27 protein-coding genes and 1 pseudogene are annotated in these 26,453 nt (G+C 39.7%); 17 read left to right on the top strand and 11 right to left on the bottom strand.

Translation table 11 applies throughout. The annotated features are described in order from the left end of the window. Nucleotides 1-3: 3 nt before the first annotated feature. The 4 genes from AC1D0Y_RS15635 to AC1D0Y_RS15650 all read left to right on the top strand — a co-directional run bounded on the left by AC1D0Y_RS15635 (nucleotide 4) and on the right by AC1D0Y_RS15650 (nucleotide 4,792). Nucleotides 4-699 (top strand): FadR/GntR family transcriptional regulator, encoded by a 696-nt coding sequence (locus tag AC1D0Y_RS15635; RefSeq protein WP_016765006.1) that lies wholly within the window; start codon nucleotides 4-6, stop codon nucleotides 697-699. A gap of 230 nt (nucleotides 700-929) precedes the next feature. Beyond that, the gene (locus tag AC1D0Y_RS15640) at nucleotides 930-1,823 is read left to right on the top strand and encodes a PEP/pyruvate-binding domain-containing protein (protein WP_477707762.1); all 894 of its coding nucleotides are present in this window, start codon (nucleotides 930-932) and stop codon (nucleotides 1,821-1,823) included. A 22-nt stretch (nucleotides 1,824-1,845) separates the two neighbouring features. Further along, nucleotides 1,846-3,480: a PEP-utilizing enzyme gene (locus AC1D0Y_RS15645; RefSeq protein WP_060745153.1), complete on the top strand. Its 1,635-nt coding sequence runs from the start codon at nucleotides 1,846-1,848 to the stop codon at nucleotides 3,478-3,480. Then, complete coding sequence (locus AC1D0Y_RS15650) at nucleotides 3,467-4,792, top strand: MFS transporter (protein ID WP_235593547.1); 1,326 nt, start codon at nucleotides 3,467-3,469, stop codon at nucleotides 4,790-4,792. The genes AC1D0Y_RS15645 and AC1D0Y_RS15650 overlap by 14 nt, the downstream gene beginning before the upstream one ends. An 86-nt stretch (nucleotides 4,793-4,878) precedes the next feature. Here AC1D0Y_RS15650 and AC1D0Y_RS15655 read toward each other — a convergent pair whose 3' ends face one another. Both AC1D0Y_RS15655 and AC1D0Y_RS15660 read right to left on the bottom strand, forming a co-directional pair. Continuing rightward, nucleotides 4,879-5,346, bottom strand: a complete 468-nt coding sequence (locus AC1D0Y_RS15655; RefSeq protein WP_060745154.1) for a hypothetical protein — start codon at nucleotides 5,344-5,346, stop codon at nucleotides 4,879-4,881. Between the two features lie 97 nt (nucleotides 5,347-5,443). Next, on the bottom strand, nucleotides 5,444-6,082 hold the full coding sequence (locus tag AC1D0Y_RS15660; protein ID WP_477707815.1) for a GerAB/ArcD/ProY family transporter: 639 nt from the start codon (nucleotides 6,080-6,082) through the stop codon (nucleotides 5,444-5,446). Between the two features lie 186 nt (nucleotides 6,083-6,268). Here AC1D0Y_RS15660 and AC1D0Y_RS15665 point away from each other — a divergent pair, with 186 nt between their 5' ends. The 3 genes from AC1D0Y_RS15665 (at nucleotide 6,269) to AC1D0Y_RS15675 (ending at nucleotide 9,872) form a co-directional block, all read left to right on the top strand. Then, entirely contained in the window at nucleotides 6,269-6,751 is a 483-nt protein-coding gene (locus AC1D0Y_RS15665) for a GNAT family N-acetyltransferase (RefSeq protein WP_060745157.1), read from the top strand. Nucleotides 6,752-6,753: 2 nt separating this feature from the next. After that, nucleotides 6,754-7,833, top strand: coding sequence for a DNA alkylation repair protein (locus AC1D0Y_RS15670; RefSeq protein WP_060745158.1), 1,080 nt, complete (start codon nucleotides 6,754-6,756; stop codon nucleotides 7,831-7,833). 383 nt (nucleotides 7,834-8,216) lie between these two features. Beyond that, a complete protein-coding gene (locus AC1D0Y_RS15675) occupies nucleotides 8,217-9,872 on the top strand; it encodes a M14 family metallopeptidase (protein ID WP_477707763.1) in 1,656 nt (551 codons plus the stop codon). Nucleotides 9,873-9,941: 69 nt separating this feature from the next. On the opposite strand, the pseudogene AC1D0Y_RS15680 reads toward AC1D0Y_RS15675, so the two are convergent. From AC1D0Y_RS15680 to AC1D0Y_RS15690, 3 genes and pseudogenes are all read right to left on the bottom strand, one after another. After that, nucleotides 9,942-10,091, bottom strand: a pseudogene (locus AC1D0Y_RS15680) (SDR family NAD(P)-dependent oxidoreductase); the annotation flags it as partial. A 108-nt stretch (nucleotides 10,092-10,199) separates the two neighbouring features. Then, nucleotides 10,200-10,355 (bottom strand): hypothetical protein, encoded by a 156-nt coding sequence (locus tag AC1D0Y_RS15685; RefSeq protein WP_169305194.1) that lies wholly within the window; start codon nucleotides 10,353-10,355, stop codon nucleotides 10,200-10,202. A gap of 81 nt (nucleotides 10,356-10,436) precedes the next feature. Further along, nucleotides 10,437-10,775 carry a YflT domain-containing protein gene (locus AC1D0Y_RS15690; RefSeq protein WP_043981149.1) on the bottom strand — a complete coding sequence of 113 codons (339 nt, stop codon included), beginning with the start codon at nucleotides 10,773-10,775 and terminating at the stop codon, nucleotides 10,437-10,439. Between the two features lie 222 nt (nucleotides 10,776-10,997). Between AC1D0Y_RS15690 and AC1D0Y_RS15695 the strand changes: the two genes are divergently transcribed. Beyond that, nucleotides 10,998-11,867 (top strand): SDR family oxidoreductase, encoded by an 870-nt coding sequence (locus AC1D0Y_RS15695; protein WP_013058194.1) that lies wholly within the window; start codon nucleotides 10,998-11,000, stop codon nucleotides 11,865-11,867. A gap of 31 nt (nucleotides 11,868-11,898) precedes the next feature. Next, entirely contained in the window at nucleotides 11,899-12,123 is a 225-nt protein-coding gene (locus tag AC1D0Y_RS15700) for a hypothetical protein (RefSeq protein WP_016764994.1), read from the top strand. Between the two features lie 41 nt (nucleotides 12,124-12,164). Here the strand turns inward: AC1D0Y_RS15700 and AC1D0Y_RS15705 are convergent, their stop codons facing one another. Beyond that, nucleotides 12,165-13,022, bottom strand: coding sequence for an STAS domain-containing protein (locus AC1D0Y_RS15705; protein WP_060745161.1), 858 nt, complete (start codon nucleotides 13,020-13,022; stop codon nucleotides 12,165-12,167). A 166-nt stretch (nucleotides 13,023-13,188) separates the two neighbouring features. Here AC1D0Y_RS15705 and AC1D0Y_RS15710 point away from each other — a divergent pair, with 166 nt between their 5' ends. Next, the gene (locus AC1D0Y_RS15710; protein ID WP_025750842.1) at nucleotides 13,189-14,130 is read left to right on the top strand and encodes a magnesium transporter CorA family protein; all 942 of its coding nucleotides are present in this window, start codon (nucleotides 13,189-13,191) and stop codon (nucleotides 14,128-14,130) included. 46 nt (nucleotides 14,131-14,176) lie between these two features. On the opposite strand, the gene AC1D0Y_RS15715 is transcribed toward AC1D0Y_RS15710, so the two are convergent. From AC1D0Y_RS15715 to AC1D0Y_RS15725, 3 genes are all read right to left on the bottom strand, one after another. Next, on the bottom strand, nucleotides 14,177-14,479 hold the full coding sequence (locus AC1D0Y_RS15715; protein ID WP_155660409.1) for a hypothetical protein: 303 nt from the start codon (nucleotides 14,477-14,479) through the stop codon (nucleotides 14,177-14,179). 17 nt (nucleotides 14,480-14,496) lie between these two features. Then, on the bottom strand, nucleotides 14,497-14,802 hold the full coding sequence (locus AC1D0Y_RS15720) for a hypothetical protein (RefSeq protein ID WP_477707764.1): 306 nt from the start codon (nucleotides 14,800-14,802) through the stop codon (nucleotides 14,497-14,499). A gap of 130 nt (nucleotides 14,803-14,932) precedes the next feature. Beyond that, complete coding sequence (locus AC1D0Y_RS15725; RefSeq protein WP_477707765.1) at nucleotides 14,933-16,144, bottom strand: AGE family epimerase/isomerase; 1,212 nt, start codon at nucleotides 16,142-16,144, stop codon at nucleotides 14,933-14,935. A gap of 344 nt (nucleotides 16,145-16,488) precedes the next feature. Between AC1D0Y_RS15725 and AC1D0Y_RS15730 the strand changes: the two genes are divergently transcribed. The 3 genes from AC1D0Y_RS15730 (at nucleotide 16,489) to AC1D0Y_RS15740 (ending at nucleotide 21,454) form a co-directional block, all read left to right on the top strand. Continuing rightward, a complete protein-coding gene (locus AC1D0Y_RS15730; RefSeq protein ID WP_060745163.1) occupies nucleotides 16,489-17,823 on the top strand; it encodes an SH3 domain-containing protein in 1,335 nt (444 codons plus the stop codon). Nucleotides 17,824-18,281: 458 nt separating this feature from the next. Then, a complete protein-coding gene (locus AC1D0Y_RS15735) occupies nucleotides 18,282-19,925 on the top strand; it encodes a diguanylate cyclase domain-containing protein (protein ID WP_430247364.1) in 1,644 nt (547 codons plus the stop codon). A gap of 17 nt (nucleotides 19,926-19,942) precedes the next feature. After that, a complete protein-coding gene (locus AC1D0Y_RS15740; RefSeq protein WP_477707766.1) occupies nucleotides 19,943-21,454 on the top strand; it encodes a methyl-accepting chemotaxis protein in 1,512 nt (503 codons plus the stop codon). A gap of 200 nt (nucleotides 21,455-21,654) precedes the next feature. Here AC1D0Y_RS15740 and AC1D0Y_RS15745 read toward each other — a convergent pair whose 3' ends face one another. Then, nucleotides 21,655-22,140 (bottom strand): hypothetical protein, encoded by a 486-nt coding sequence (locus AC1D0Y_RS15745; protein ID WP_060745345.1) that lies wholly within the window; start codon nucleotides 22,138-22,140, stop codon nucleotides 21,655-21,657. A gap of 474 nt (nucleotides 22,141-22,614) precedes the next feature. Continuing rightward, nucleotides 22,615-22,827, bottom strand: a complete 213-nt coding sequence (locus tag AC1D0Y_RS15750) for a cold-shock protein (protein ID WP_034650169.1) — start codon at nucleotides 22,825-22,827, stop codon at nucleotides 22,615-22,617. Between the two features lie 232 nt (nucleotides 22,828-23,059). Here AC1D0Y_RS15750 and AC1D0Y_RS15755 point away from each other — a divergent pair, with 232 nt between their 5' ends. The 4 genes from AC1D0Y_RS15755 to AC1D0Y_RS15770 all read left to right on the top strand — a co-directional run bounded on the left by AC1D0Y_RS15755 (nucleotide 23,060) and on the right by AC1D0Y_RS15770 (nucleotide 26,417). Further along, entirely contained in the window at nucleotides 23,060-23,932 is an 873-nt protein-coding gene (locus tag AC1D0Y_RS15755) for an STAS domain-containing protein (protein ID WP_060745166.1), read from the top strand. 131 nt (nucleotides 23,933-24,063) lie between these two features. Continuing rightward, nucleotides 24,064-24,198, top strand: coding sequence for a hypothetical protein (locus AC1D0Y_RS15760; protein WP_255256570.1), 135 nt, complete (start codon nucleotides 24,064-24,066; stop codon nucleotides 24,196-24,198). Nucleotides 24,199-24,536: 338 nt separating this feature from the next. Beyond that, on the top strand, nucleotides 24,537-25,694 hold the full coding sequence (locus AC1D0Y_RS15765) for a ParM/StbA family protein (protein ID WP_098432418.1): 1,158 nt from the start codon (nucleotides 24,537-24,539) through the stop codon (nucleotides 25,692-25,694). Nucleotides 25,695-25,709: 15 nt separating this feature from the next. Then, nucleotides 25,710-26,417, top strand: a complete 708-nt coding sequence (locus tag AC1D0Y_RS15770) for a hypothetical protein (RefSeq protein WP_477707767.1) — start codon at nucleotides 25,710-25,712, stop codon at nucleotides 26,415-26,417. Nucleotides 26,418-26,453 lie beyond the last annotated feature (36 nt).

The raw sequence follows: 26,453 nt of genomic DNA on the forward strand, positions 1-26,453 counted from the left end.
AGTATGTTTGTACCTATTGAGCGTAAAAAAGTATCTAGTCAAGTGCTTGATCAATTAAAAAAGATGATTAAAGAGAAAACGTTCCCGCCAGAGTCTCGTTTGCCGTCGGAACATGAGTTATCCAAAATGTTTGGAGTGAGCCGCGCACCAATTCGTGAAGCGCTAAGCGTTCTTTCTGCCAGCGGATTAATTGAATCACGACAAGGCGGAGGAAGCTACGTAAAACGTGTAAACTTAGTGGGGATGCTTGATCCAATGACGTTTGAAATGGTTGAAGCAGATCAGGTTCTTGAACTAATTGAAATGCGTATTATCATCGAGTCGCAGGCAGCAAGCTTAGCCGCGCTGCGCCGTACAGATGAAGAACTGATTGAAATTAAAGAATCGTTAGAAGCATTTAAAAAGACGGTTCACAACAGTGAAGAAATTGGACATGAAGCGGACTATCGCTTTCACCATGATATCGTGAAAGCAGCTCATAACTCATTCCTTCTTCATGCTGTAGAAGATTTGGGCCATTTGTATCGAAAAGCGCTTGCTTATTCGTTAAATAAAAGCCAAAAAGAAAATCGCAAGCAAACGGATGCCGACCATGAGCGCATTTTTGAAGCGATTAAAAATGGAGACCCAGAAGAAGCAGCAGAAGCGGTTCGTGATCACTTAGAGCACGTTCGCCAAAAAGTAATGGTATCTCAATAATAAAAAACGATAGCCCTTGTGGCTATCGTTTTTTTATATGTGTTAGTTATAAAAAAAATCACAAATCATATTCTAGTGAATATGGTTTGTGATTTTTTTGTAAAGATATTTAAATTTATGTTAATTTTTGGTAAACTGAACTTAGTTCCATAAAATTACATTATGGTTTTAAATGGATTTTCCTATTTTATTTGATTGTCTTTTGACATAAATGAAAGGAGGTTAAGTGATTGCACATCGTCTCTTTAGAAAAAGCATGTTATGCAGAACTTCAAGCAGTAGGTTCAAAAGCTTACAATCTCTCAAAAATGATTCAGCACGTTTCTCATATCCCTACAGGATTTGTTTTAACATCTCACGCATTACATTCCTTTTTAACGTTTAACCAAATAGAAATAAAAGCAGAAGATAGCAGCGTCATAGAAAGTAAGATTCAAAGCGGCACGTTTCCTTTAGCTTTGCAAAAAGAAATTGTTTCTTCGTATGCCAATATTCAAGGTGCTGGTGTAAAAGCCGTAGCCGTAAGATCTTCTTCCGCACTTGAAGATTTGGAGAATGCGTCTTTTGCCGGACAGTATGAAACGATATTAAACGTAAGAAACAGAGAAGAACTTTTGACAAGTATAAAAAAATGCTGGGCTTCTTATTTTTCATCCGTTGTTCAAGCGTACGCCGAAGATAAAGAATTTTCGCTTTCTAATCCCCAGATGGGTGTCCTTGTACAAGGAATGGTTGAAGCCGATGTATCCGGAGTGATTTTTAGCGTAAATCCTATTACAGAAAGTGAAGATGAAGTAGTCATTAACGTGGCGTACGGCTTAGGAGAGGGAATTGTGTCAGGTGGTGTGACCCCGGATTTATTTATTATTCATAAACAGACAAAAAATATAATGAAAGAACTAGGATTAAAAGAGTATAAGGTAGTGTCAGGTTTTACAGGAATAACAAAAGCTGTGACAACAGATAAAGAAAAAAAAGAATTTTCTATATCAGATGAAACAGCACTACAGCTGCTTCGTTTAACGAATCAAGTAGAGCAGTATTGTCAGTACGCTGTAGACATTGAATTTGCCATAAAAAATGAACATATTTATTTGCTTCAAGTGAGACCTGTTACTACATAATGAAAAGGAAAGGGGAAATCAAATGAACGTATTATCTGCATTTCAAAACGACCTATTTTTAAGTGAGGAAGAAAAACAAACAGGATTTTGGGTGCAAGACAACCTACATATCGCACATGCACTAAGTCCTTTATACGCTTCCTTTCAGCTTCCGGCAATGACTTATGGGACGAAGCAAGGTTTTGAAACGTTAAAATTGCCTATTGCTCAATTTGTAGTGAAATTAGCTGATGGAAAAATGTATCAGCAAAATATCCCGTTTCCCGGTGACGTAAACGATCGCTTAAAGGAGCACCAAGAAGCAGTGAAGCCGTTGTTACCTCGACTTAAACCTAGATTATATGAGTACGTTAATGAGGTGTTTTTACCTTTTTATACGGAAGTCAAAAGAAATGCAGAACGTCCCTTATCTTTAAAAGAAGCAGAAGAAAAAGTAAAAGAACTGCATGATTTTTATAAAAAAGCTTGGCAGCTTCACTTTGAAATTGTCATGCCAAGAAGTGATTTAGGAATGATTTTAGAAGAGCTATATGGAGCCTTGACGGGAGATGAGAATACCGCTTACGTATATGATCTGCTGGAAGGCGTAATGAACAAGTCACTTGAAACGGATCAAGCACTTTGGGAACTAACTGACAAGGTAAAGCGTTCTGGCCCGTTAAAACAAGCTTTTACGGACCAGAAGTCAGAAGACATAGAAGCAAATCTATTAGGCACAGCTGAAGGCAGAGAATTTTTAAAGAATCTGCAAAACTTTTTGGATGAGTATGGCTATCGTTCTGCAAATTCGCACGAGTTTATTGATGAGACGTGGGTAGAGAATCCTTTACATGCGCTATCGATTATTGCTGGCTATGTGCGTAAAGATTACGACTTCAAGAAAAATTATGAAGATGTCGTAAAAAAAAGAGAAGAAAGCTATCATGATGTACTTGCAAAAATGCCAGAGTGCCAAGAAAAAAAGCAGTTTAAGCTGTTTTATGGATGGGCCCTAGACGCGTGGGGGTTGGATGAAGATCATCATTTTTATATCGATGCGATGCTGCCCGCTACAGCAAGACTGTTTTTACTGAATGTAGGAACTCTTTTAGCTGATCACCAAGTGATTCATCAGCCTCAAGATATTTTTCATTTTTATTACGATGAATTGCTGGAAGTATTAAAAACGCCCGTGGCGTCTCATGAACTGATCGTTAATAGAAAGCAGGAGTTTGAAGAAAATCGTCATAAAAAAACGCCGCCTGCTTATGGCACGCCTCCTCAAACAGGAGAAGATCCTTTATTAGAGCGTATATTCGGGAAAATGGGGCCTCCAGAAGTAGATGAAACGCAAAAAATCTTTAAAGGAAGTGCCGCTTCAAGAGGCGTTTATACGGGAGTAGTAAAAATCATTTCAGATCCAAGTCAATTTTCTAAACTTAAACAAGGAGAGGTTCTTGTGTGTGAAACAACAGCACCGGCTTGGACCACGTTATTTTCGCTTGCAGGCGCAATTGTAACCAATGCAGGAGGGATTTTATCTCATGCAGGAACAGTGGCTCGTGAATATAAACTTCCAGCGGTTCTTGGCACAAAAGTAGCCGTGGATCTACTAAAAGACGGAGATGTCGTTACCGTAGACGGAACTAACGGAGTGGTGACGATTGAACAGCAGTAAGCCGTCTTTGATTATCTTTTCTATTTTAACGGGAACTTTTTTAATTCCCGTTAATTCCACTATGATTGCAGTAGGCTTACCGTCTATTGCCAAAGCGCTTCATCTTTCCATCGTACATGTATCAGTAGTGGTAACTATCTACTTAATTGTGATGGCAGTTGCTCAGCCCATCGCGGGGAAACTTGGCGATTTATATGGAAATAAAACGATGTTCGTAGCTGGAATGATTATTTTTTTAGTGGGATCTGCCGCCTGTGTGTTTTCATATAACTTACTTTCGCTCACCGTTTTTCGAACGCTGCAAGCATTAGGAGGCGCACTAGCTACGCCTAACGCAACAGCCATTATGAGACACAGTTTGCCAAAAGAAAAGCTTGGAAGAACGCTTGGGTTATTTGGCTTATCAATGGGGCTGGGAGCAGCTGTAGGTCCTGTATTAGGTGCCTTTTTAATTAAGTATCTTGGGTGGACGTCGATTTTTTGGTTTAACGTTCCTTTTGCTGTTCTATCGTTGATTTGTTCATTTATATACGTGCCGTCTAACGTAAAACAAAAAGCAAAAATGCTGGATATAGGGGGCGCTTTTTTACTTGGAGTAAGCATGACGAGCTTTACCCTAATGCTGACGCACCGTGATTTGTTTAATGCTTGGACTATTTTTATATGTATAGCGTCTATCGTTCTTTTCATTGTGCAAGAACGCAAAGTCCAAGAGCCGCTGATTGATTTTAAGCTTTTTAAGGTTCGTCCTTTTTTTTCTTCAAATCTTTCCATTTTATGCAGTAATTTTATGATGTATAGTACCATTTTGTTTGTTCCGCTTTTGCTAGAGAAGCAGTATGATATTCGGTTAATTGGTTTGCTTCTTTTCTTTTTTTCATTAGCCATGTCTATTTCTTCTTGGCTGGGAGGATTGTTAGCAGAAAAGGTAGGGAAAGAACATCCGATACGATTATCGTTTCTTATTTCGCTGCTTGCGGCGATGCTTTATTTCCACTTAGCGAATGCCTCCATTTCTTATACCATTGTATCTTTATTAGTAGGAGGAGTGGGAGCGGGAATCGGTGTTTCATCTATGCAGGCTATGAATATTCAATCCGTCAAAAAAGAGCAATCAGGCACTGCATCGGGCATTTATTCCACTTTTCGTTATATTGGAGGAATGTTAGCGTCAGCTGCGGTGAGCTTGTTAGTAGGCACTACTGGTCTATTGGTGGTTCTATGTATAGCTGGAATAGCAGGATTCCTTGTGTCGTTAGTTGGAAAAGAAAAAGAAAAGCAAGTTTCCTTGTCCAAAGACGTTTTTAAATAAAAAAGAATAGCCAGCGGAGAAGCAGACATTCATTTTATTGCAGGTCCTGAAAATGATGATGTGCTGATCCAAAGGCTATTCTATTTTTAAGTGATCGCTCTTTTTTCAATTTTACACACCCACCGGTAATACTGCACCACCATCCAAAACAGCAGCGGATTTAGCAGAAGCGAATACCACCATGTCCACCATCCGTAGTGAAAATAACCCCACGGAGCAGGTAGAAGGGCCACTACTTCATAAAGTAAAACAGCAACCGACCAAAGTAAAATATAGGCGGCTTTTTTTGTGAGCTTTCCGGCAAAAGGATAGTAGGTAAGAAAAAGCATGTTCACAGGCGGAATGAGAACAGTATAGGCAAAAATACCTTGCCAGTCTGTCTCTTGTGTAAAATACCAGTAGCCGTGAAATTTGAAATTAATGAAGACGTCAAAGATATGCTGAGCAGCAATGGTGAACATCCAAATGTGAACAATTTGATTTGCTGTGAAGCGCTTGTTTGTTTTAAAAGCAAGAATGTTAAATAGTAAAATAGAAAGAATTAATCCAATCATATTGGTTCTCCTTTTTGCTTCTTACCCATATTGTATAATTTTAGGAGGTTAAATCCAATAGAGAAATGGACATACTACGAACTTTCTGCAGTATTTTTCACAGTGACGGACTGTATTTTTTTCGATTTCTTAAAAATGCGATCACGAGTAAAAGAGCAGGAATAACAATTTGAAACGGAAGATGTAAAGTGAAGGGAATGATTTTTAACCCTTCATATACGTGTTCGAAATAGTTTTGAGCAAGAGACAATGAATAAAACAAAACGACTAAGCCGATTGGAAATACAAGCGGTGACGGGTTTTTAAGCTTAAACACGTGGGAAAGGCCCAGCACAGTGGCATAGAAAAACAGACCGATTTTAAAGAAGCCGCCCGTGATTAAAGCCACCATAAAAAACACATCAAGCCGTTCTAAAAAACCTGCGAATTGAATGCTTTGAACCGTGCTTAAAAGCGGAAAAGCAGACCTCGATGTTAAGGTAACGCCCAGCACACCTATATTGACGATCATTGTAATCATAAGGTTAATACCGTTTAACGTAACTGCGCTGAAGACAATCGGAGCGGTCTTTTTCACATTTTTTGTGTATGGAAAGATCATTGCAAATACAATCACTTCACCAAAAGGAAAATAGAGCGTTTGGCTGTACGCAACGCGCAGAACCGGAGCGATGCCTTTTTCAAGAATCGGCCGCAGGTTTGTAAAATCAATAAGGCCGGAAACAAAGATAAGAATAAAGCCGGCAACGGCGAGAACATACGATTATTGGCAGTCCGCTTATTTACATAGTCGCAAGACGCTATAGAAAAAATGCTTCTGTTTCTAAAAAAATATCATACTAAGCAAAAAAGCCTTTTACCGAAAAGGCTTTTTTCTGTTGCGAACATTTGTGCTATGATAGAGGAGCAAGGAGGATGCAGCATGAAAGAAAATCATCAGTTTACCATACATACGAATAAAGAAAAGCTTGATATAGATGTCATCTACTCGTACCTTCATCATGAATCATACTGGGCAAAAGGAATTCCGCTTCACCTTGTTCAAACGTCCATTGAACACTCCGTTTGTTTTGGCGTGTATGATGAGTACGATAAACAAGTAGGATTTGGACGGATTATTTCTGATTTTGCGACGTTTGCTTATTTGGCGGATGTGTTTATTCTTCCGCACGCCCGAGGCAACGGGCTTGGAAAAGCGCTGGTACAAGAAATGATTCGCTATCAGCCGATTCAACACGTGCGAAAAATTTTATTGGCAACAAAAGATGCTCACGGTTTGTACAGTCAGTACGGATTTAAAGAAGTTAAAAATAAGCAGCTGTTCATGCAAATTTTTAAAAAAGGGATGTACGAGCGGGCACTTTATTCAAAAGAAAATAAAATACTGCCTGGAAAAGAGGGATAAGTATGGCTGAAGAATTACGTAAAAGCGTATTTAATGAAGAGTTGATTACGCACTTAAGCGACGCTTTTTCACGCGAAATGAGTTCATTTGATAAACAAGCATTTCATGAGCTGGTTTTTCAACAAGACTGGGAAGACTTAGGACTGAAAGAGCGCATGAGAAGAATTACGCTTTCGATGCATGAAGTGCTGCCGGGGGATTATGAAGAAGCACTTCATATTCTTTATAAAGTGGCTCCAACGGTAGGAGGACTTCAAGGCACGATTTTTCCAGATTACGTTGAACTGTACGGATTGAACGATTGGGAAGCTTCAATAAAAGCACTCGCGTTTTTTACGCCGTTTTCCACATCAGAATTTGGAGTGCGTCCATTTTTAATTCAAGATAAAAATCGAATGCTCCAGCAAATGATTGAGTGGGCGGGAGATGAAAACCATCATATTCGCAGATTAGCAAGCGAAGGAAGCCGGCCTAGACTTCCGTGGGGACAATCAGTACCTGAGTTAAAGCAAGATCCAAAACAAACGCTGCCGATCTTAGAACAGTTAAAACGAGATGAATCGCTTTATGTCCGCAAAAGCGTAGCCAATCATTTAAATGATATTTCTTACATAGAAAAAGACTGGATGCTTGATGTGATGAAAAAATGGCACGGTGAAGACGTTAAAACCGACTGGATCGTTAAACATGCGTGCCGTTCACTGCTGAAAAAAGGAGACCCTGAAGCTCTGTCTCTTTTTGGCTATGGAGATGACCCAGGAGTGAGTGTCACAGAGCTTAGCTTACAGCCGCATACTATTACAATCGGTGATAGCATTGACTTTTCATTTGAACTATCCGTGGAAAAAACCATGCCGCTTCGCATAGAGTACGGAATTCATTACGTAAAAGCAAAAGGAAACCGCACTAAAAAAGTGTTTATGCTAAAAAATGTTCAAGCAAAAGCAGGCCAAACGCTAACAGTCACAAAAAAGCATGCGTTTAAAGATTTAAGTACAAGAAAACATTACAGCGGTACGCATACGCTTTCTGTTATTGTAAACGGAGTGGTAAAAGCAGAAGCGGACTTTGTAATAGAGTAGAGACTGAAAAAATTATTTTAGGTGAATTTAAACACGAACTATCTATCGGAAATTGATTAATAGTTCGTGTTTTTTTATTAAGGTGGTGAACGTAGGTCTCATGTATGTAGCTGCTTCTAGCTGTTGATTGAAGGGGAAGGCTCCTGCGGGGGAAACGGTTTAGGTCATTTACCTTGATTGGTTGTCTTCATATTGAGTTGGTTTTGCTATGTCCTAATCTCTTTGTTATAAAATCGCACTCGTCTCCTACATTAAAATAGTCAAAAAGGTTCAGCTCCCTTATCTTGAAGTTATTTCCTTAAACGGTATAATTATTTATGTAACATTTTAAATATTTTAAAAATTTAAAATGTCTAACCAAGAGGATGGGGAGGAGTAAATGAATGAAAAAAACAGTAAAACGAACGGCCGTGCCGGCTCTTTTGTCGATTGGATTATTGCTGTCGCCGCTTGCGGTACAAGCTGAGATGCCTTATTACGGAAAAGACTATAGCCAGCCGGAAAAAATTAAAGCGCTTTATCCGGAAATAAAGGTGAATGAAGCCACGCCGGCGTTTCTGAAAGGACAAGACGCCTTTACCACTCAAGAAGAAATGATGAGCTATGTTCAAAAGCTTGCTCATAAAAGTCCATACGTAAAGCTGAAGATTATCGGAAAGTCACAGCAAGGGCGTGACATTCCAGCTCTGTATTTTTCAAAGGAAAAGAAATTTGCGGATGGAAAAACATCGAAAAAGCCAACGATTTGGCTTCAAAGTCAAATTCATGGTAATGAACCGGCAAGCGGTGAATCCGTACTCGCCGTTGCGACGCGTTTGACAGAAGACTTTGGAAAAGATGTGCTAAATAAAGTGAACATCGTTATTGTGCCGCGCATTAATCCAGACGGATCTTATGCATTCAAGCGTCAGCTAGCAAATAATTTAGATGGAAACCGTGACTACATAAAGCTTGAAAGCCCTGAAGTACAGAGCGTAAGAGCTGAATTTAACCGTTTTTCACCGGAAGTCGTCATTGACGCTCATGAATATACGCCTTACAGCAGCGGATTTAAAAATATCGGTAAAGAAGGCGTGTGGAAGTATCACGACATTTTACTGCAGTCCGGTCGAAACTTAAATATTCCGCAGCGCATTCGAGACGTGTCTGATGAGCTGTTTGTGAACAGTACGCTTACAGCCATTGAAAAGCAAGGATATTCTGGAGAAGTATACTATACGTCTCAAGTGAATAAACAAGGGCAGCTTGAAGTAGAAGAAGGCTCAGTTGAACCGCGAATCGGCCGAAACTCATTAGGTTTGTATCCATCGTTTTCATTTTTAGTCGAAAGCAGGGGAATCGGTATTGGCCGAGAAGATTTTCCGCGGCGAGTGAGTGCCCAAATTGCTACGCAAGAAAAGCTGATTACGCAAACAGCCGCTCATGCCAAACAAATTAAAGCGCTGATTGCAAAAGAAAAAGCGGCGCTTGTCAAAAAAGGAAAAAATGCAAATGATCATGATCTAATTGTTGTGAACAGTGAAAATAAAAAAATACCAAACTCTACGTTAGAAATGGTTGATGTGGAAAGCGCGTCTGTTAAAGAAATTTCTGTGACGTACTACAGTGCAAAGAAAGCAACGCCGACGCTTGTCCGCGAACGTCCGACTGCTTATCTTTTAAAGCCAGGACATGAAGAGTTAGCAGCAAAACTGCAGGGACAAGGAGTAAAAGGTTTCAAGTTAACGAAAGAAACGGCTCTTTCAGTAGAAGCGTATAGCGTTAGCAGCCGGATTGAAAATGAAGCCTACGAAAACAAACCAAATGTAGACGTGCAAACAATCGTGAAACCAAAAACGGTGACGTTCCCAAAAGGAAGCTACGTCTTTTTAACATCTCAGCCGCAAAACAATTTATTGTCTCTATCACTTGAGCCGGAATCAGTGGACAGCTTCACCACGTTTGGGTATTTGCCTTCAGAGGTAGGACAAGAGCTTGATGTTTACCGCTTTACGCGTTCTATTGAAAAATCGCCTTTGCAAAAAGAATCCCGTAAATAATGAAAAAGCGTGGAGCTTGGCTTCATGCTTTTTATATTGAGATTTTTAAGAAGAGACCCACTCTCCGCCGTTTACGCGAATGCCGTCTTTAATCACGCTATTGGAAAGCGCACGAGTGAAACCGACAATGGATTCTTTGGTTGCCGTATAGTCAATTAACTGGTCATAGTCTTTATACGTCACAATTGAAGCAGTATTAATAATGGAGCTGCCGCTTTTAGGACCTCGTCCTCCTTTTTATGTAAACCCTCGCTATGAAAAGTATCTGCCTGTTTTATAGTACAAAGAGCCCTTCTGCGTGAAGGGCTTTTAAATTGGCATTCTCTTTTATTTTCCTCGTGATTGCTCACGTGATTCATGGCGGTTTTTTCTTCTTCTAGAGAGGAAATAAATAAAAAAGCCGATTAATACAAGAAACGTGATAAGCAAAATACTAGTAGGAAAGTAAAGAGAGCCTATCTGAATTCCCAAATAATTTAACATCGTTATAACTTCCTTTCTTGATAAACAATGGTTTATTTTACTAAATACCCTTATAAGCTGATAAAAAACGTTTCCGCTATTTTAGTAGGGAATGGATTGACTCTGTGCGCCAATAACCACGATATGTCCTTGTTTCATTTCTTCTTTATAGCGGTTTGCTTCTTGATTGGATAAGCCGAGCGAAGCCATCTTTGAAAGAAGCTCATCTTCTCTTGAAAGAAGTTTATTTACCGCCGTTTCAAACATACCTTGCTCTGCCATTCTGTACTTTTTTGTATGTGTTGCCTCTGTTAAATTCTGAGCCCATTCTTTATCGTAGGCCAGCAGATAAATATCTTTGCTTGTAAATCCTTTCTTTAAAAAAGAACGGATGACGCAGGCTGCCTCCTCTTGGTTTTCTGCTACTTGAATGTGTTTCATACACGAACCAAACCTCCTGATAAAAGATATTTCTGAAATACATCTTCTACTCATTCTGTAGCCTTTGTTTCCAACTTTAAACTTGTTTTCTATGAATTTTCTAAGATAGTAAAAGAGAATAGAAACATCATAAATTTTTAAAAAAAGATGTTTGAACTTCAAAACAGAAGGCTAAACCTAGACTATACTAAAAAGTTCCATCAAAAATAGGAGGAGATTAAAATGAATTTACAAGATCAACAAACACAAGGCCAGCCCCAACAAACGCAAGACCGCCAGCCGGGTATCGAAAGTGAGATGAATCCTCTCCCTATTTATGAGGATGACAATTACATTGGTACAGGAAAATTAAAAGGAAAGGTAGCGCTAGTTACCGGGGGAGACAGCGGAATTGGACGAGCTGTATCCATTGCTTATGCGAAAGAAGGAGCGGACGTAGCCATCGTTTACTTAAACGAACATAGCGACGCCGAGGAAACAAAAGCCCGTATTGAAGAAGAAGGTGTAAGATGCTTGCTGATTGCAGGAGACGTAGGAGACGAATCGTTCTGTAACGAAGCGGTAGAAAAAACAGTAAGTGAGCTTGGAAAGCTTGATATCCTTGTGAACAATGCAGGAGAGCAGCATCCAAAAGAAAGCATTAAAGAAATTACGAGTGAACAGCTTGAACGAACGTTCAAAACAAACTTTTATTCATACTTTTATTTTACGAAAAAAGCGCTTGATTATTTAGGAAAAGGCAGTGCGATCATTAATACAACGTCAATTAATCCTTACCGTGGAAATCCTCAGCTGATCGATTATACGGCGACAAAAGGTGCAATCAACGGCTTTACGCGCAGTATGGCGCAAGCGCTTGTCAAAGATGGCATTCGCGTTAACGCTGTAGCGCCGGGCCCAATCTGGACACCGCTTATCCCGTCTACTTTCTCAGGTGATAAAGTAGGAGAGTTCGGTACAGACACACCGATGGGCAGACCTGGGCATCCTGTGGAGCACGTAGGCTGCTATGTGCTGCTAGCTTCAAATGATTCATCTTATATGACGGGTCAAACGCTTCATGTCAACGGCGGAGATTTCATGAACACATAATTGCTTCACCTATAGTAAAGGAGGAGAAAAGATGGGAGAACGCCAGAAAAGATCTATTTCAAATACACCAAAAAAAAGAGATGAAACGGAACAGCGTGTAACAGATCAAGACGAAACGTTATTTGAACGTTTCAAAGAAGAAGAAACGGTCGATCCTATGCCGTTGGAAGATATAAGACTTGAACAAAAAGAAGAGAAAAATAAAACGAAAACGAAAGATGAATCAGGTTCTGAAAACATTCATCATAAAAAATAAAAAACAGCCTTCCGGGGCTGTTTTTTGTTTGTATCCCTATATTAATGAGTGCTAGAAGCAATTACAATTTTTGAATCATCTTCTAATGCCTGAGCAAGGTTCGATTTAATTCGTATATGGTCAAAAGTTAAACCAAGCTGCATCGCAGTAGTGGCTAATTCAGGGCGAATGCCCGATAAAATCGATTTAACGCCGATTAAATCAAGCGCATTTATCAGCTGAAACAGCTCGTGCGCGACCATTGTATCGATCATCACAACTCCTGACAAATCAATATACAAATGAGCGATTTGTTTTTCTGCACACTGTTTTAACGTGCTTTCTAGGATCATTTTGGCTCTTGCCGTATCAATATCGCCGACTAACGGTAAAAGAGCCACGTCTTTTTTAATCACAATAACAGGTGAACTTAATTCATGAATCATTTCCTGCTGAGAGCGGAGGCGGTTTGAGGCATATTCCTGCGCTTCTGTGATGAATTTCAAAATAATAATATCAAATACCCGTACTACTTTTTCATTCCACATATCGATATGCTGCTGAGTGATATCATCATGAAGTTCTGCAAATCGGCGAATATACTCACAGTATTGTTTGCGGACGTTCATAAATTCTTTAATAATACTTTGAATGGGGGTTCTGAGATGCTGTTGGTCTTTGGCAACTTTATTTAGCCACGTGTTAAAAGATTCAAAAAAGCTTTTTTCATCTTCTATAAAGACGTTGCTAATATATAAATGAAATTCATAGTTTTGCGCTTTTAAGCGTTGAATGACGTCTGGATCATTAGAGGTATATACGCCTTCAGAAGATTTTTTGTCCAAAGATTCATACCATTCTTCCGTCATAGTTGGTGCACTTTCTAGCAGATAAGAACGTAAAGCGATATCTTTCTTCACTGTTATTCTCCTCTCAAACTGATAAAGCATGGCGCAGGTGCGCAACGTATTTATTATAGCACCTTTTTTATAAAGATGGATATGAAATGTATGTTTATTTTGTGTGTTAGGTTTTAAATGATTGTATATAGGGAAAAATTCTAATAAAAGGGGAAAGAGGGAAAGTATGAATACCGTGACGAACGATCAGTGGAAATGGTATCAGTTTGATTTAGAAGAAGCAGACGGAATAGCTGATATAATCAAAGAATATCAGTATCCAAGAGATGAATGGTTTTGCCAGCAGCTTCAAAAGAAAAATTCTAATCATATTCAAGTAGATGTAATAGGAGAAAGTGAGCTCATTTATGGTTCACTGATTTATCATAAGGAGTCGTTTGATCAAAAAAATTACGATTCGTTTCATTTTTATATTACCGAGGAGTTTATTATAACGGCAGGAATTGATTTGAAAATCCTCGAGAACACCAATCATGAACGAATGATTGAACGCATGAAGCAGTCTGCTAACACGGCGGAAAGTTTTTTTATTCTTTTAGGTGAAATTATGAAAAAACATTTAAATGGGTTTGATCAGTTTGAAAGTCATTTCAGAGAGCTTCTGTGGGAAGTGCGCCATAATAATAACATCGACGTGTTAGATGAAATTCACAAAGCGCGGTATGACCTGCTTATATGGACAAATTTAATCAGTTCTGTTCGAGAAGTCACCATGGGAATAGAAGAAGCGTTTCATAAAAAAATTAACCAAACGGTCGAATATCAGCGGATGTGTAAAAAAATTGAAATTGGCTTAACGCTGATTGAACAATATCAAAAAGAATTTGATGCGTTAATTAAATTAGAAGAAGTTGTGTCTACTCATCGAGGAAATGAGATTATGAAAGCTTTAACGCTGCTGACAGCAATCAGTACGCCTTTAACGGCTTTTGGAGCTCTTTGGGGAATGAACTTTAAAGGGATGCCGGAGCTTGATTTGAAGTTTGGCTATATCTATGCACTCATTTTAATTGTCCTTTCGACCGTTGCCATTTATCTCTATCTACGAATGAAAGGGTGGACGGGCGATCTGTTAAAAGGAAGAAAAAAGAATTCATTTTTTAAATAAGCTTTAATAAAAGCAGCCGCTTAATAAGCGGCTGCTTTGTTGTCTGTTATCCTCGCCTCCACGTCGTAGGCTCACCTGAACGAAGGCATCTTGGAAATAGATCGTTTTCTTTTAGCTTTACTTGATTGCCGTTTTCGTCGGTATAGCGACCGGTTTGCGGAACCAATTCTCCGGTTGAAAAGGCGTCATCTACAGGCTTCCACGTCGTTGATTCACGTGTGTGCGGGCAAGGTGTAAAAAGATCATCTTTTTGAAAGAGTTTAATTTCACCTTCTGCACAAACGTAAGCGCCCGATTCTGGTACAGCTTCACTCGTTCGATAAATGTTCTGTACGGTCTTCACACGCATCCAACCTTTCTTTTTGATTAGTTGTATTTTAGTGTTCCGGTCGTGGCATCCATGTACGTACGGTCTTCTATAATATCTGAGTCGTCTAGCTTTCTAAAAGGAGCGCAGTAGCATACAACACCCGTCTCGATTTCAATTTCTTGAAATCCGTACGCACGGCAAAGGTATTTACCAACATCGCTTGGAGATGGATGCGTATCCAACTCATCTAATGCTTCATTAAACATCTCTAAAAATTCTTTTTTCGAAAATTGCTTCTCATGATGCAGTGTTACTGGGTCTCCCGAATCTGTTCCTTGTGCTAACGCGTAAAAATACATCATCTTCACTCCTTACATATATATAGTCGTGCTTTTTATGAAATATAGAAACAATGATTGTTAGTAAGTAAATTCCCTTAAATAAACAAAATAAACGCATTTGGAAGAAAACGGTTTCTTTATGATTATTATTTTAGAGAGAATTCAGTGCTATCAGCGTTTGATAGCAAGCTGCCACAGGGTGATAATCGGCTTTAGGAGCCGGGCTTTTTTTCGAGCTGTAGCGTTCGTTTTGCTGATTTAACAGCTGATACCAGCCTCCATGTGTGTGATCGATAAAGTGTTTCTGACAGTAGGAGAACATGGCATCGTATGCTTTCCAATATCCGCTGTCTGTGGTTTTTACCCCGAGCAGTGAAGCCGCAGAAATGGCTTCAGCCATCACCCAGTAGTTTTTGTCCCGGTCAATGACCTCTTCTTGAGGCGACAGCGCAAAGTAAAGACCTCCGTACTTAGCATCCCAGCCTCGGTTCCAGCCCTTATCAAACAAATCTTTTGCACATTCTGTCATCCAGTTTTCCGAACGGTGCCGATCAAGCCATAAAAGCAGCTTGCTCCATTCAAACTGATGTCCTGGTATAAAGCCGTACGGCCGAAATTCATCTTTTGTATTGTTTTTATTGTAGTCCCAATCCGGCTTCCAGTCTGTATCATAGTGCTCCCAAACCATGCCGCCGGATCGTTCAGCAAGCTGCTGCGTAACGCCTTTTGCAAGCGTGTACGCTCGGTCCAAGTATTTTTTACCTCTTGTTGCTTCAAAGGCAGAAAGCATCGCTTCACACATGTGCATATTTGCATTTTGGCCGCGATATAAAGAAGAAGCCGACCACGATGCGTCCCATTCGTCTCGATAAAAGCCGTGCGCATCTTCCCAAAAGTACTTTTCCATCACGTCATATACCTGTTCAATCGTTTCTTTTGCTTCTGAAATGCCGGCTTGATATGCGACGGAGGAAGCTAAAAGAGCAAAAGCGTGCCCATATGCTTGTTTAGAATCATCTTTTACTTCTCCGTCATCGGCTATTTCAAAAAAATATCCGCCGTGCTCTCTATCATAATGGTTGTTTTGTAGAAAACGAATGCCGTGCTGAGCTGCTTCTTTGCACCAATCCGGTCCGTCTAAAAGAGCCCCTACACTGAAGATATAAATAAAGCGGGCCGTACTTACCAAATGCTTTGAATGCGTGTTGTTGACGGTGCCGTCGTCGTAGTATTCATGGATATACCCGCCGTTTTTGTTGTCAATACAAGCGGGATAGTAGAAATGAAGCGTATCAAAAATATGCTGTTTTAATGTGTGAGGTTCTCGAAACGCAGTTGGGGAAAAATCCGTTGCCGTGTTCATTTTATCACCATCTCAATCTTTGTTTTTAGTTGTTTTTACCCTAAGCAGTTGGGAGTAAACGTAAGGGTTTTTTTGCTGTTTCTGCTCTATTATTCTATTTTTGTTGAAAATGTATCAGTTTGGAAACAAGTTTGAAATATTTTGATATACTTTTGACACGATTATCCGGTATTCTAAAAGTACGTGCTAGCTGGAACGAAGTAAGTGTAAGCCTCTAGACGTCGAATAATTTTACTTAATGCTGTTTAGTTAAGGTTGAGCTTAAACATCGGATCCTGTTTTCATTTAACCTATTAAACTAGCAGCATATATTTCTATTATATTTTGCAAATGAGGTATAAAAAATGACAGAAGTGAACAAACAAAGATTTTACAAAAAATTAGCGGTAACAGGTCTTGCTTTTACCCTTGTAGGGGCAGGAACTCTAGGTCTTCATTCTTTACATTTTACGGATGAGCCGACTGTAGCAAGCGCAGCGGCAGAAACATATACAACAACGGCGAATTTAAATATTCGAAGCGGCCCATCGACGTCCAACGCGATTATTGCAACGGTGAAACAAGGCACGCAGCTAACGGTAGTTGGACAAGCAGCAAGCGGCTGGCTGAAAGTAAGCTATCAAGGCAAAACGGGTTACGTAAGCAGTGAGTATGTGAAAAAGTCAGCGAGTTCAACGACCAAAACCTATGTAACAACAGCAAATTTAAATATTCGAAGCGCTCCCTCAACGTCAAGCGCGATTGTGGTAACGGTGAAACAAGGCACGCAGCTAACGTCGACAGCACAAGCAGCGAACGGCTGGCTAAAAGTAAGCTATCAAGGCAAAACGGGCTATGTGAGCACGCAGTACGTAAAAGAATCAACGGGTTCTTCTGAACCGGCTCCAGCTCCAGCTCCGGAGGCTTCTGTCTATGTGGCAACGGCGAATTTAAATGTTCGAACAACTGCTTCAACTTCTGGTGCGGTTATCGCAACACTTAAAGCAGGCACACAGATAGACGTAACGGCTAAAGCAGCAAACGGCTGGCTGAAAATTACGTATCAAGGTAAAGTTGGCTATGTAAGCGGTCAATACGTACGAGCATTAGCTGGCATGAAAGTGGTCTCGACCCCTGAAAGCATCCAAGTTGTTGTGAATAAACAAAACAAGCTTCCGGAAAACTATGTTCCGAAAGATTTAGTATATACAACGATTCCATTTACATTCAAAGAACAAACGGAAAAGAAAAAAATGCGAAGTGAAGCAGCCGCTGCTATTGCACAGCTGTTTGCGGGTGCGAAAAAACAAGGCGTTACGCTTCTTGGCGTATCGGCTTACCGTTCACATGCAACGCAAAGCGCGCTTTTTAGTTCGTATGTTCAAAGAGACGGTTATGACAAAGCGGCAACTTACAGCGCATTGCCAGGCACGAGTGAACATGAAACGGGTCTTGGAATTGATGTAACAAAAGGAGACGGCACATGTGCTGCTCAAGACTGCTTTGGCGGAACAAAAGAAGCAGCTTGGCTCGATGCCCACGCAGCAGAATATGGATTTATTATTCGTTATCCAAAAGGGAAAGACGCGGTAACAGGCTATAAATATGAGCCGTGGCATTTGCGATATGTAGGCAAACCAGTGGCGCAAGCGATTAAGAGTAAAGGAATTACGCTTGAAGAATATTACGGAATTAAGTAGTTTAAAAAAGAAGCTAGAATAAAAGCAGATTAGTTGAAGGAAAATCCGAACGCGTTTGATTCTTGATAGAGAATCAAACGCGTTCGGATTTTTTATTGTTTTGATGAAGGTAGGTTTCATATATGCAGGGACTTCTAGTGCTTGAGTGGAGGGGAAGGTGAAGAATCCTGCGAAAAGCAAAGACTTGCACCGAAATCAACCGCCGTGTAACAAATAACCTCTACGAGCTTCTTTGTCCCGTTTGTTCGTCTTTAATTTAGCCATGCTTCAATCTCTTTTATTTTTGTTCATCATGTTTACCCTTCTTGTTAAGGAGGGTAGGTAATGATACAAAAGAACTACTGTTTGTACATTTAAAGTTGTGTTTGTGTGTGAAAAGATCTAGTGTATATTTCATACAGAAGTGTAAAGTACAGGGGGCGTTCATCTGTGAAAAAACGAAGGAGATGCATCCTACCATGTTGAAAGATCATACGTTTGAATTTTATTTTGATCAAATGAATGAGCTGGTTTTTTTAGCGGAAGTAAAGAACCAACATCTTTATTATAAAAAAATGAATAAAGCGGCCGCTAAGCTTGTACGGTGCCAAGGAGAAGCGGGCATGCGGCTAGAAAGCGTACTCTCTGAGCGGGCGTATCGCTCCCTTTACCCTTACTATATGAAAGCGATGGAAACAAAAAAGCCAGTTACCTACCATGACATAAATACCTTCTCAGATGAAGCTGAAGCGTTTGAAACAACGCTTACTCCAATTTTTGATGATGCCGACAAGAGTACGCACCTATTAGTGATGAGTAAAAATATCCAGAAGTTTAAAAAAGAATTAGCCCAAAGCATGGAGCAGTATAAGTCGCTTTTTATGAACCATGAAAACGCCATATGTATGATGGATTTAAGCGGTAAAATTGTTCAAGCAAATCCTGCCTGTGAGCAAATGTTCGGATACGATGCGCATGAGATCATCAACAGTTCTTATAGGGAGCTTCTAGAAGAATTGAAGATCGATGCCCGTGCTTTGCCTTTTCATCACATCATATACGACCAAAGCTACAGCAAAGAAATTCAAGCGTGGCACAAAGAAAAAGGAAAGATTTATTTATATGTTACAAACGTGCCCATCATAGTGGAAAATGAATGGATTGGTATTTACTTGATTGCTCAGGACGTGACAAAAGAAAAGACAGCTGAAATAAAGTTGGAAAACACGGTGAAAGATTTAGCAAACATGAAGTATGCCCTTGATGAGTCCGCTATCGTAAGCGTCTTGGATCCGTATGGAACGATTAGGTATGTCAATGATATGTTCTGTACGATATTTGGCTATGAAAAAGAAGAGCTAATTGGACAATCATATGAGTTATTCGATGTAAGCTATGACCTTCGGGTTCTTGAAAGTATTGGACAAGGAAAGGTTTGGAGAGGGCAAGTCAAAAGCATAACCAAAGAAGGCGTCATCGTCTGGAGCCATAAGACCATTGTTCCGCTGACAGATATTCATCATCGAATCTCAAGCTACGTGCTGATTCAAACCGATATTACTGCGCAAAAAAACCTAGAAAATCAGCTGAAGTTTAAGGCGTTTCATGACAGTTTGACGGGGGTGCCGAATCGAATGATGCTGCAAAAACAAGTACAGGCTGACATCGAGCAAAACGAAAGGTTTGGCCTGCTGTTTTTAGACTGTGATAATTTTAAAGAAGTGAACGATCAATTTGGTCATGATATTGGCGATGCATTTTTAATTCAGTACGCGCATCGTTTAACGTCTTGCATTCGCGCATGTGACGAAGTTTATCGCCTTGGAGGTGATGAATTTGTTATCTTGCTTCGGCAGATTGAAAGGCGCGAGGAAATACAGCAAATTATGGAACGAATTCACCGAGAGCTTCAAAAAGAATGGAGTATTGAATCCTGCATCTTTACAGCTACATCGACCATTGGAGCCGCTTATTATCCAGAAAACGGAGAATCGTTTCAAGAGCTGTTAAAACAGGCGGATCAAGCGCTGTACGAAGGAAAACGACAGGGGAAAAATAACGTGAATTTTTATAAAAAAAACCAATCTGCAGCCGATTCTATAGATAAAGAAAGTTTTGTCTAATATAGAAAGGGATAAATATGAATAAACATAAATTAATGGTTGTTTTATCAAGCGGAGCAGTGATACTTTCTCTGCTCGTACATATCATTCATCGTATTTGGCCGATGGGCATGTCCGGCATGTCCATGGAACATAATTCAACGCCAGGCGAAGTGTCATTGATCTTTTTGATGCTTCCTATTCTTTTTCTTGGCGTGCTGCTTGTGCTGTACGTTAAAAAACACGACCTAGTACCTGCGTTTGTGACGCTAACGCTGACGTTTTCAAGTATCAGCACGGTTGTAGGCGGAGGAGGAATGGTCGAGTATCATTTTTCAATTTTTATGGCGATAGCTATTCTTTCCTACTATGAAAATGTAAAGCTGTTATTGTTAATGACGGGTATTTTTGTCATCGAGCATCTAGCTGGATTTTTTGTACCATTTTTTACGCCGATTATTTTCGGAACGTCTTCTTATTCTTTTTCGATGCTTTGCCTTCACGCGGCTTATCTGCTTTTTACATCAGGGGCAACTGCTTGGCAAATTATTTCAAAGAAAAAATACACAGAACAGCTTCAGCGGGAAAATGAACAAAAGCAGCATATCATTTATGACATGATGAAAAAACTGCATGAAACGAATGGGGAGGTAAGACAAACGGTTCACGACTTAAAGGGAAATTTAGAAGAATCACAAACGGCTAGTCATCATACGTCTGCTTCAATGCAAGAGCTAGCGGCAGGAGCTGAGCAGCAGGTAATAATGGCTCAAAAAAGCAGCGAGTTTCTAGAAGAGATGGCGCAAGGCGTAACCAAAATAGCCGAGGCCTCAGCGGCAGTCAGCGAAGCTTCTGATCAAACAGCAAATGAAGCCGTGCAGGGAAAAGAAAAAATTCAAGAAGCAATTCAGCAAATTCATACAATCGATTCTTCTGTTCAGCATGCAGCTAGCGTTATTCATCAGTTAAAAGAACGTTCTGCGGAAATCAACGATATTATGAGTGTGATTTCAGGCATTGCTGCACAAACAAATCTACTGGCGCTAAATGCTGCAATTGAAGCAGCGCGCGCAGGCGAACATGGGAAAGGGTTTGCGGTCGTAGCATCGGAAGTTCGCAAACTTGCCGAACAATCCAATCAGTCAGCCGAACAAGTAGCAAGGCTCATTCAGCATATTCAGCAAGAAACGTCTCAAGCCGTAGCCTTCATTCAATCAGGAACAGCCGATGTAAAAAACGGTATTTTACTAGCCAACGAAGCGGAAAATGTTTTTAATCGAATCGCCGATGCATCTGCGTACGTTCACGAACAAATTCAGCAAACGGCTGCTTCTGCTCAGCAAATAGCAGCCGGATCTACACAGGTGCTCCATGCCGTCAGCGATATGACCGCTTTTGCCAGCCAATCGGCTGCAAGCAGCAGCAACATTTCTTCTGCTTCCGTGCGTCAGCTGCAATCGCTGCAGATCATTGACCAGACGGCGGAATTTTTAAGTGGATTAGTTGAAGAGCTTGGCAGCGTAACGGAAAAGTTAGCGAAGCAAGCGTGAGTGAGGCAGCAAACTACATAGAAGTACATGATTTGATACACTGAATTAATGTTATAAATCCACTAAAAAATTATGTACATACAAACGCTTAAAAAGTTCCTATGGACCTTTAGACCACTAATGTTCATATCAATCCCCTCCCTTAGAAAAATGAAGCCATCTAAAAAGAGGGGATTGATGTTTTTGGCTAAAAGCTAGTGTTAGTTATTTGTTGGAGAAGGAAATCTGGCTGCTTCAAAGTGTGAGCCATCTTCGGATGTGACGATTGTTCCAGCTATGCTGCTTTGAACAAAAACTTCAACGCGATCTCCAGCTTCTAAATTGTAAATAGTAGACACGGATACCGCATTAACAAACGGTGTGTTCCCGCCAAAGAAATCGTTATCGATAGCGATAGCGGTTGTCCCATTTACACGTATTTCTATACGTGTTCTATAATCTAGCATCTGGTCATTAGGAGAGAATCCAATTGTAGCAATGATGGAATATACGCCATCTTTTTTGGGGCGGAAGGTAGAAGTAATCGGGTTATATTCATTTGCTAAATCAAATTGTTCAGTTGGGAAAACTGCTTTTACAAACGTATTGGCAGGAACATTTTGAGGCATCGTTAAATTGAGCGCTCTAAATGCTGACTCCCGCGTGCTGCCTTTTTTGCCTTTATCTTCTTTATATCTAGAAGCCAAATCATGTGATTCCTCATAGAAATCTTCTTCGCGTTCATAAATCCAAACTTGTGATTCTTCAGAGCTATCTTCTTCACGTCCATAAGCCCAGCCGCGTGTTTCCTCAGGGGCATCTTCTTGAAGTTGCTCTTTTAAATTATCGTGAGCTTTCTTCTTATTCTTATAAGGATAAGATTTTTCCACATAATATTTGTCATCTTTATCATTGTAATTAAAATAATACTTTTTTATAATAATCACCCTTTTTTTGCAGTACTCTATACTATATTCACTCATAGAGGAAATGTTTGGATACTTGTCCGATAACTTTAGAACGGTTTTTTTAATAGCTAATAGTAACTAATTTTGAATGTAGAATTAGTTGCAGCATATAAAAAAACACCTTTTTCGAACAAAAGTCGAAGAGGTGTTTTTGGATTCGAAGAGTATATGATTCGATAGTCTACCCATAATCTGTATGTAAATGTCACTCTATCAGTCAACTGGGTGTACTTTTATAGCGCTGGGTCCTTTAGCTCCTTCTTGGATTTCAAACTCTACTTTTTGTCCTTCTGCCAGGTTTTTATATTCTTCACGGTCAATCGCATTGGAGTGAACGAACACTTCTTTTGATCCGTCTTCGGGTGTAATAAATCCAGATCCTTTTGATTCGTTGAAAGATTTAACGGTTCCTTTATGTTTGTTCATTGAAAAAGCCCCCTTATAAGTATAGAAATAAATTCATAGTAGTTTTTTACCCAAACGCTGAAATTTCAATCCTATTATGGCAGGTATACCGATTAGAAGAAGAGGGGTAAAAGTAAATAGGGAGGGCCTAACAATTTTTTCATTTCGGTTATATTTTTATATTGTATGTGATATAACTATTGTTATAAAATGTAATCGTTAATTCTGCTAACTAAAGGAGATAAAGAAAAAAATGAGGGATGAGTTGTTATATATAGGGAAGAAAATTATCGATAATAAACAGGAATTAGCGATACAATTTTCTGATCTGATGGACTCTGAATATAAGCGGAAGCTTGTTTACCACGAAGAAAGCGAAGTTTTAAAATGGAGAGCGGAACTCATTGAGTATTTAGGCGAGTCGTTATTCGAGGAGCGCTCGGTCGTTTTAAAGAAAATCGTTCAGTGGGGTACAGATATAGGAAAAGTGGCTGTGGAAAACGGACTTTCTTTGAGTCAAGCGTTAAAATCGCTTGCGCTGTTTCGAACAGTGATATGGGGTGTTTTTACAGAAGAACTGCAGCAGAAGCAGTTTGCTCCTATTACGATGCTTGATGTAAGTAAAAAAATTGATCCGATGCTTGATGAGCTTAATCATATATTTGTCGAAATCTACGAAGAACATAATACGGACACCATAAAACGCGCGTATGCAGCCCTAGAAGAATTATCAGTTCCCATCGTTCCTCTTTCTGAAGGAATCGCTGTGATGCCAATCGTTGGACAAATTGATACGCATCGTTCCCAGCTTATTATGGAAACGGCTTTAGAAAAAAGCGCTCAGCTGCAGCTGAGTTATTTAATATTTGATATTTCAGGTGTTCTTATCGTCGATACGATGGTAGCAGACAATATTTTTCAAATTGTAAAAGCCTTACAGCTTATCGGAACTAAAACGATGATTACCGGAATACGTCCGGAAATCGCGCAAACCGTTGTGGATTTAGGCGTGGATTTTGGAACAATCAAAACAAGAGCGACGTTAGAAAAAGGCCTTGAAGAAATAGGCTTTAGCAAACTGCCAGAAAATCCGCAAAGAAAACCAAACAAATGGCCTTTTCAATGAATAAAAAAAGGAAGAGGCTTAGACAAAGTATGTTAGTTGAAGTTAAACTCAAACCGTTAATCTGATTGATGGTTTGGGTTTTTTGTTGTTATGGTGAACGTAGGTTTTATGTATGTAACTGCTTCTAGCTGGTGATTGGAGGGCAAGACGAAGACTCCTGCGGGAAAAGCGGAACAGGTGAGACCCCGCAGGAGCATAAGCGACGAGGAGGCTCACCGGCCGCCCGCGGAAAGCGAAGTCCTGCTCGGAAATCACCAGCGGTGTAAAAAGAAGTCCAACTCATTTATCTCATTTGTTCGTCTTGTGATTGGGTTGATTTAATTATGTTTCCATCTCTTAGTTTTCTCGTGTCTCTAAAAAATAAAAGAAAGGCTTATATTACGAAAAATTTAAGAGGAAGTCACAGCGTCATATGTTATATTCCTTGTAAAAAGGGGTACTGGTAAAAAGAAGCATTTCAAGTGCTTTTCAATTACAGTAGCCGTCTAAAATTAATTAATTGTCAATTTCGAATAACATAAATTATTTAAATACTTAGACAAACAAATGAGGAAAATATATACTTATTAGTGTTGTCACGAAAAGATAAAGGGGAGAAACAAGGATGGATATCAAACGTCAAAACGTTGATTTTGGTAACTCAATTTTTCAAACGCTAGTGGATGGTTATTACTATGAAATTCCTACAAACGTAGTAGAAATCACCAAAGATCAGGCAGAGGGTCATTTTCCTTCAAGCGTAAATGAACCGGAATTACTTCTTCAAAATTTACTGATTTCTACAACAATCGAAGGAGTAGAAAAGTATTATTTAGTAGGAGACGCAGCAGAGAAACATGTGCTAGGCAATATCCATATTAATAAGTTACATAATAAAACTGAATCTGATATTCCTTATGTGATGTTTTTAGCTTCAGTTGCTTATTACAACATACTTAAAGGAAAAGACAAAGAGGATAATCATGTGACGATTAATTATTTCTCGACTATGCTTCCGATTTGGCTGCTTAAGAAAACAAATAAATTCAGTGAAATGCAGCAGAAGATGGCCGAACGTTTTCAAGGAGAGCACACGGTTACGGTATTGACTCCTGGGTTAGAAAAAACGCTCACTGTGAATATTGAAACGAGCAAATGCCGTATTGAAAGCGAAGTGGCTCGCTGGGCGATCAAAAAAGATTTTGAATTACAAGATAGAGAAGAAGCAAATGCATTCAAACATTTTGAAACGCTAATTGTAGATTTGGGCGGAGGCACGGTTGACCTGGCGCTTCTTCCTGCGGGACTTCAAGCTCCTAAAAGCAGAAATTCGCTGAAGTGTCTTACGGATATTTCATATTTGAAGCATATTGAAAAGCTAAGAAATGAAAAACTGCTTGAGTATTTTGATGATGTTCGTTCATTAGAAGAGTTTATTATTGCCAATATCCATAAAGCAAAAATGGAGCAAAGAGACGGCAATAGCGGGAAAAAAGTAGATCTCACGGAGCCTATTCACGCTTCGCTTAGAGAATACACGCAAATTTTATTAACGAAAGTTGAAAATCTATTTCCATCGCCAAAAGATAAAGTTTATAAATATATTTATATTGGAGGACTGGCTCCTATCCTTCAACAGTTTATTGCAGAGCAGATTGATAACATGTACGGGGAAGAAATCAGAGAAGAAAATCATCTTTTCTTGCCGGAGACGCGCAAATTAAACTTATACGGTCTTGAAATTTTAAGCAGACATGAAACAAACGCAGCGGTTCATGCTTAAAAAGGGGGAGCATATATGAGTCATCAACAAACGCGCCTTAAGGAAGCACTAGATGATTGGTACGGTCAGCTAAGCTCCCAAATGGCTGCACCATTTTACTTACTATCAAATGCGTTTCTGACAGCTGGCAATCTATCAGCAGATATGATGGGAGCAAGGGAAAAGACCGTAAGTAATAGAGATGAACGTGCAAATTTTACAATTGACACTGCTGACATTCCGTCAGAAGTGTCATCATTTTTGAAAGAAAAACAGCACGCAAATGAGCTGCAGGACTATATAGTGAGACTCATACAGCAAGACTTGCAAAAAAAGAGCAAAGAAAATGAAGTGGAGACGCTCGTTCATTCACTTCGAAAAGAGCTGTTGGGCGAAATTGACTTACTAAAAAAAGAAATGAATTCGCGTCTTGCTGCAAATCGTGAGGAGTATGAGGCCTCGCAGGCAAAGGAACTTCAGGATTATGTAGCGAAGCTTGTGGAACAAAATGAGCAGAAAGACAGCCGGGAAGACGATTTTCAATCGTTAATTCATTCATTGAGAGCCGAGCTGTTAGGCGAAATTCATTTGCTTAAAAAAGAGCTGGGCTCTGCGTCAGCTCCTTCCTATAAGCAGCTGAAACCCGTTGAAAATGAGGAAGAAGAAACATTTAAAGAAGGTCAATTAATTAAAAGTGAAAAAGTGACCGGAACTATTCAAGAAGATATCGATGTAGATTTCTAAACAGAAAGTAGAGGTGTAACATGCCTCTACTTTTAT

The sequence above is a fragment of the Priestia sp. P1_B12_1 genome (assembly GCF_056406695.1).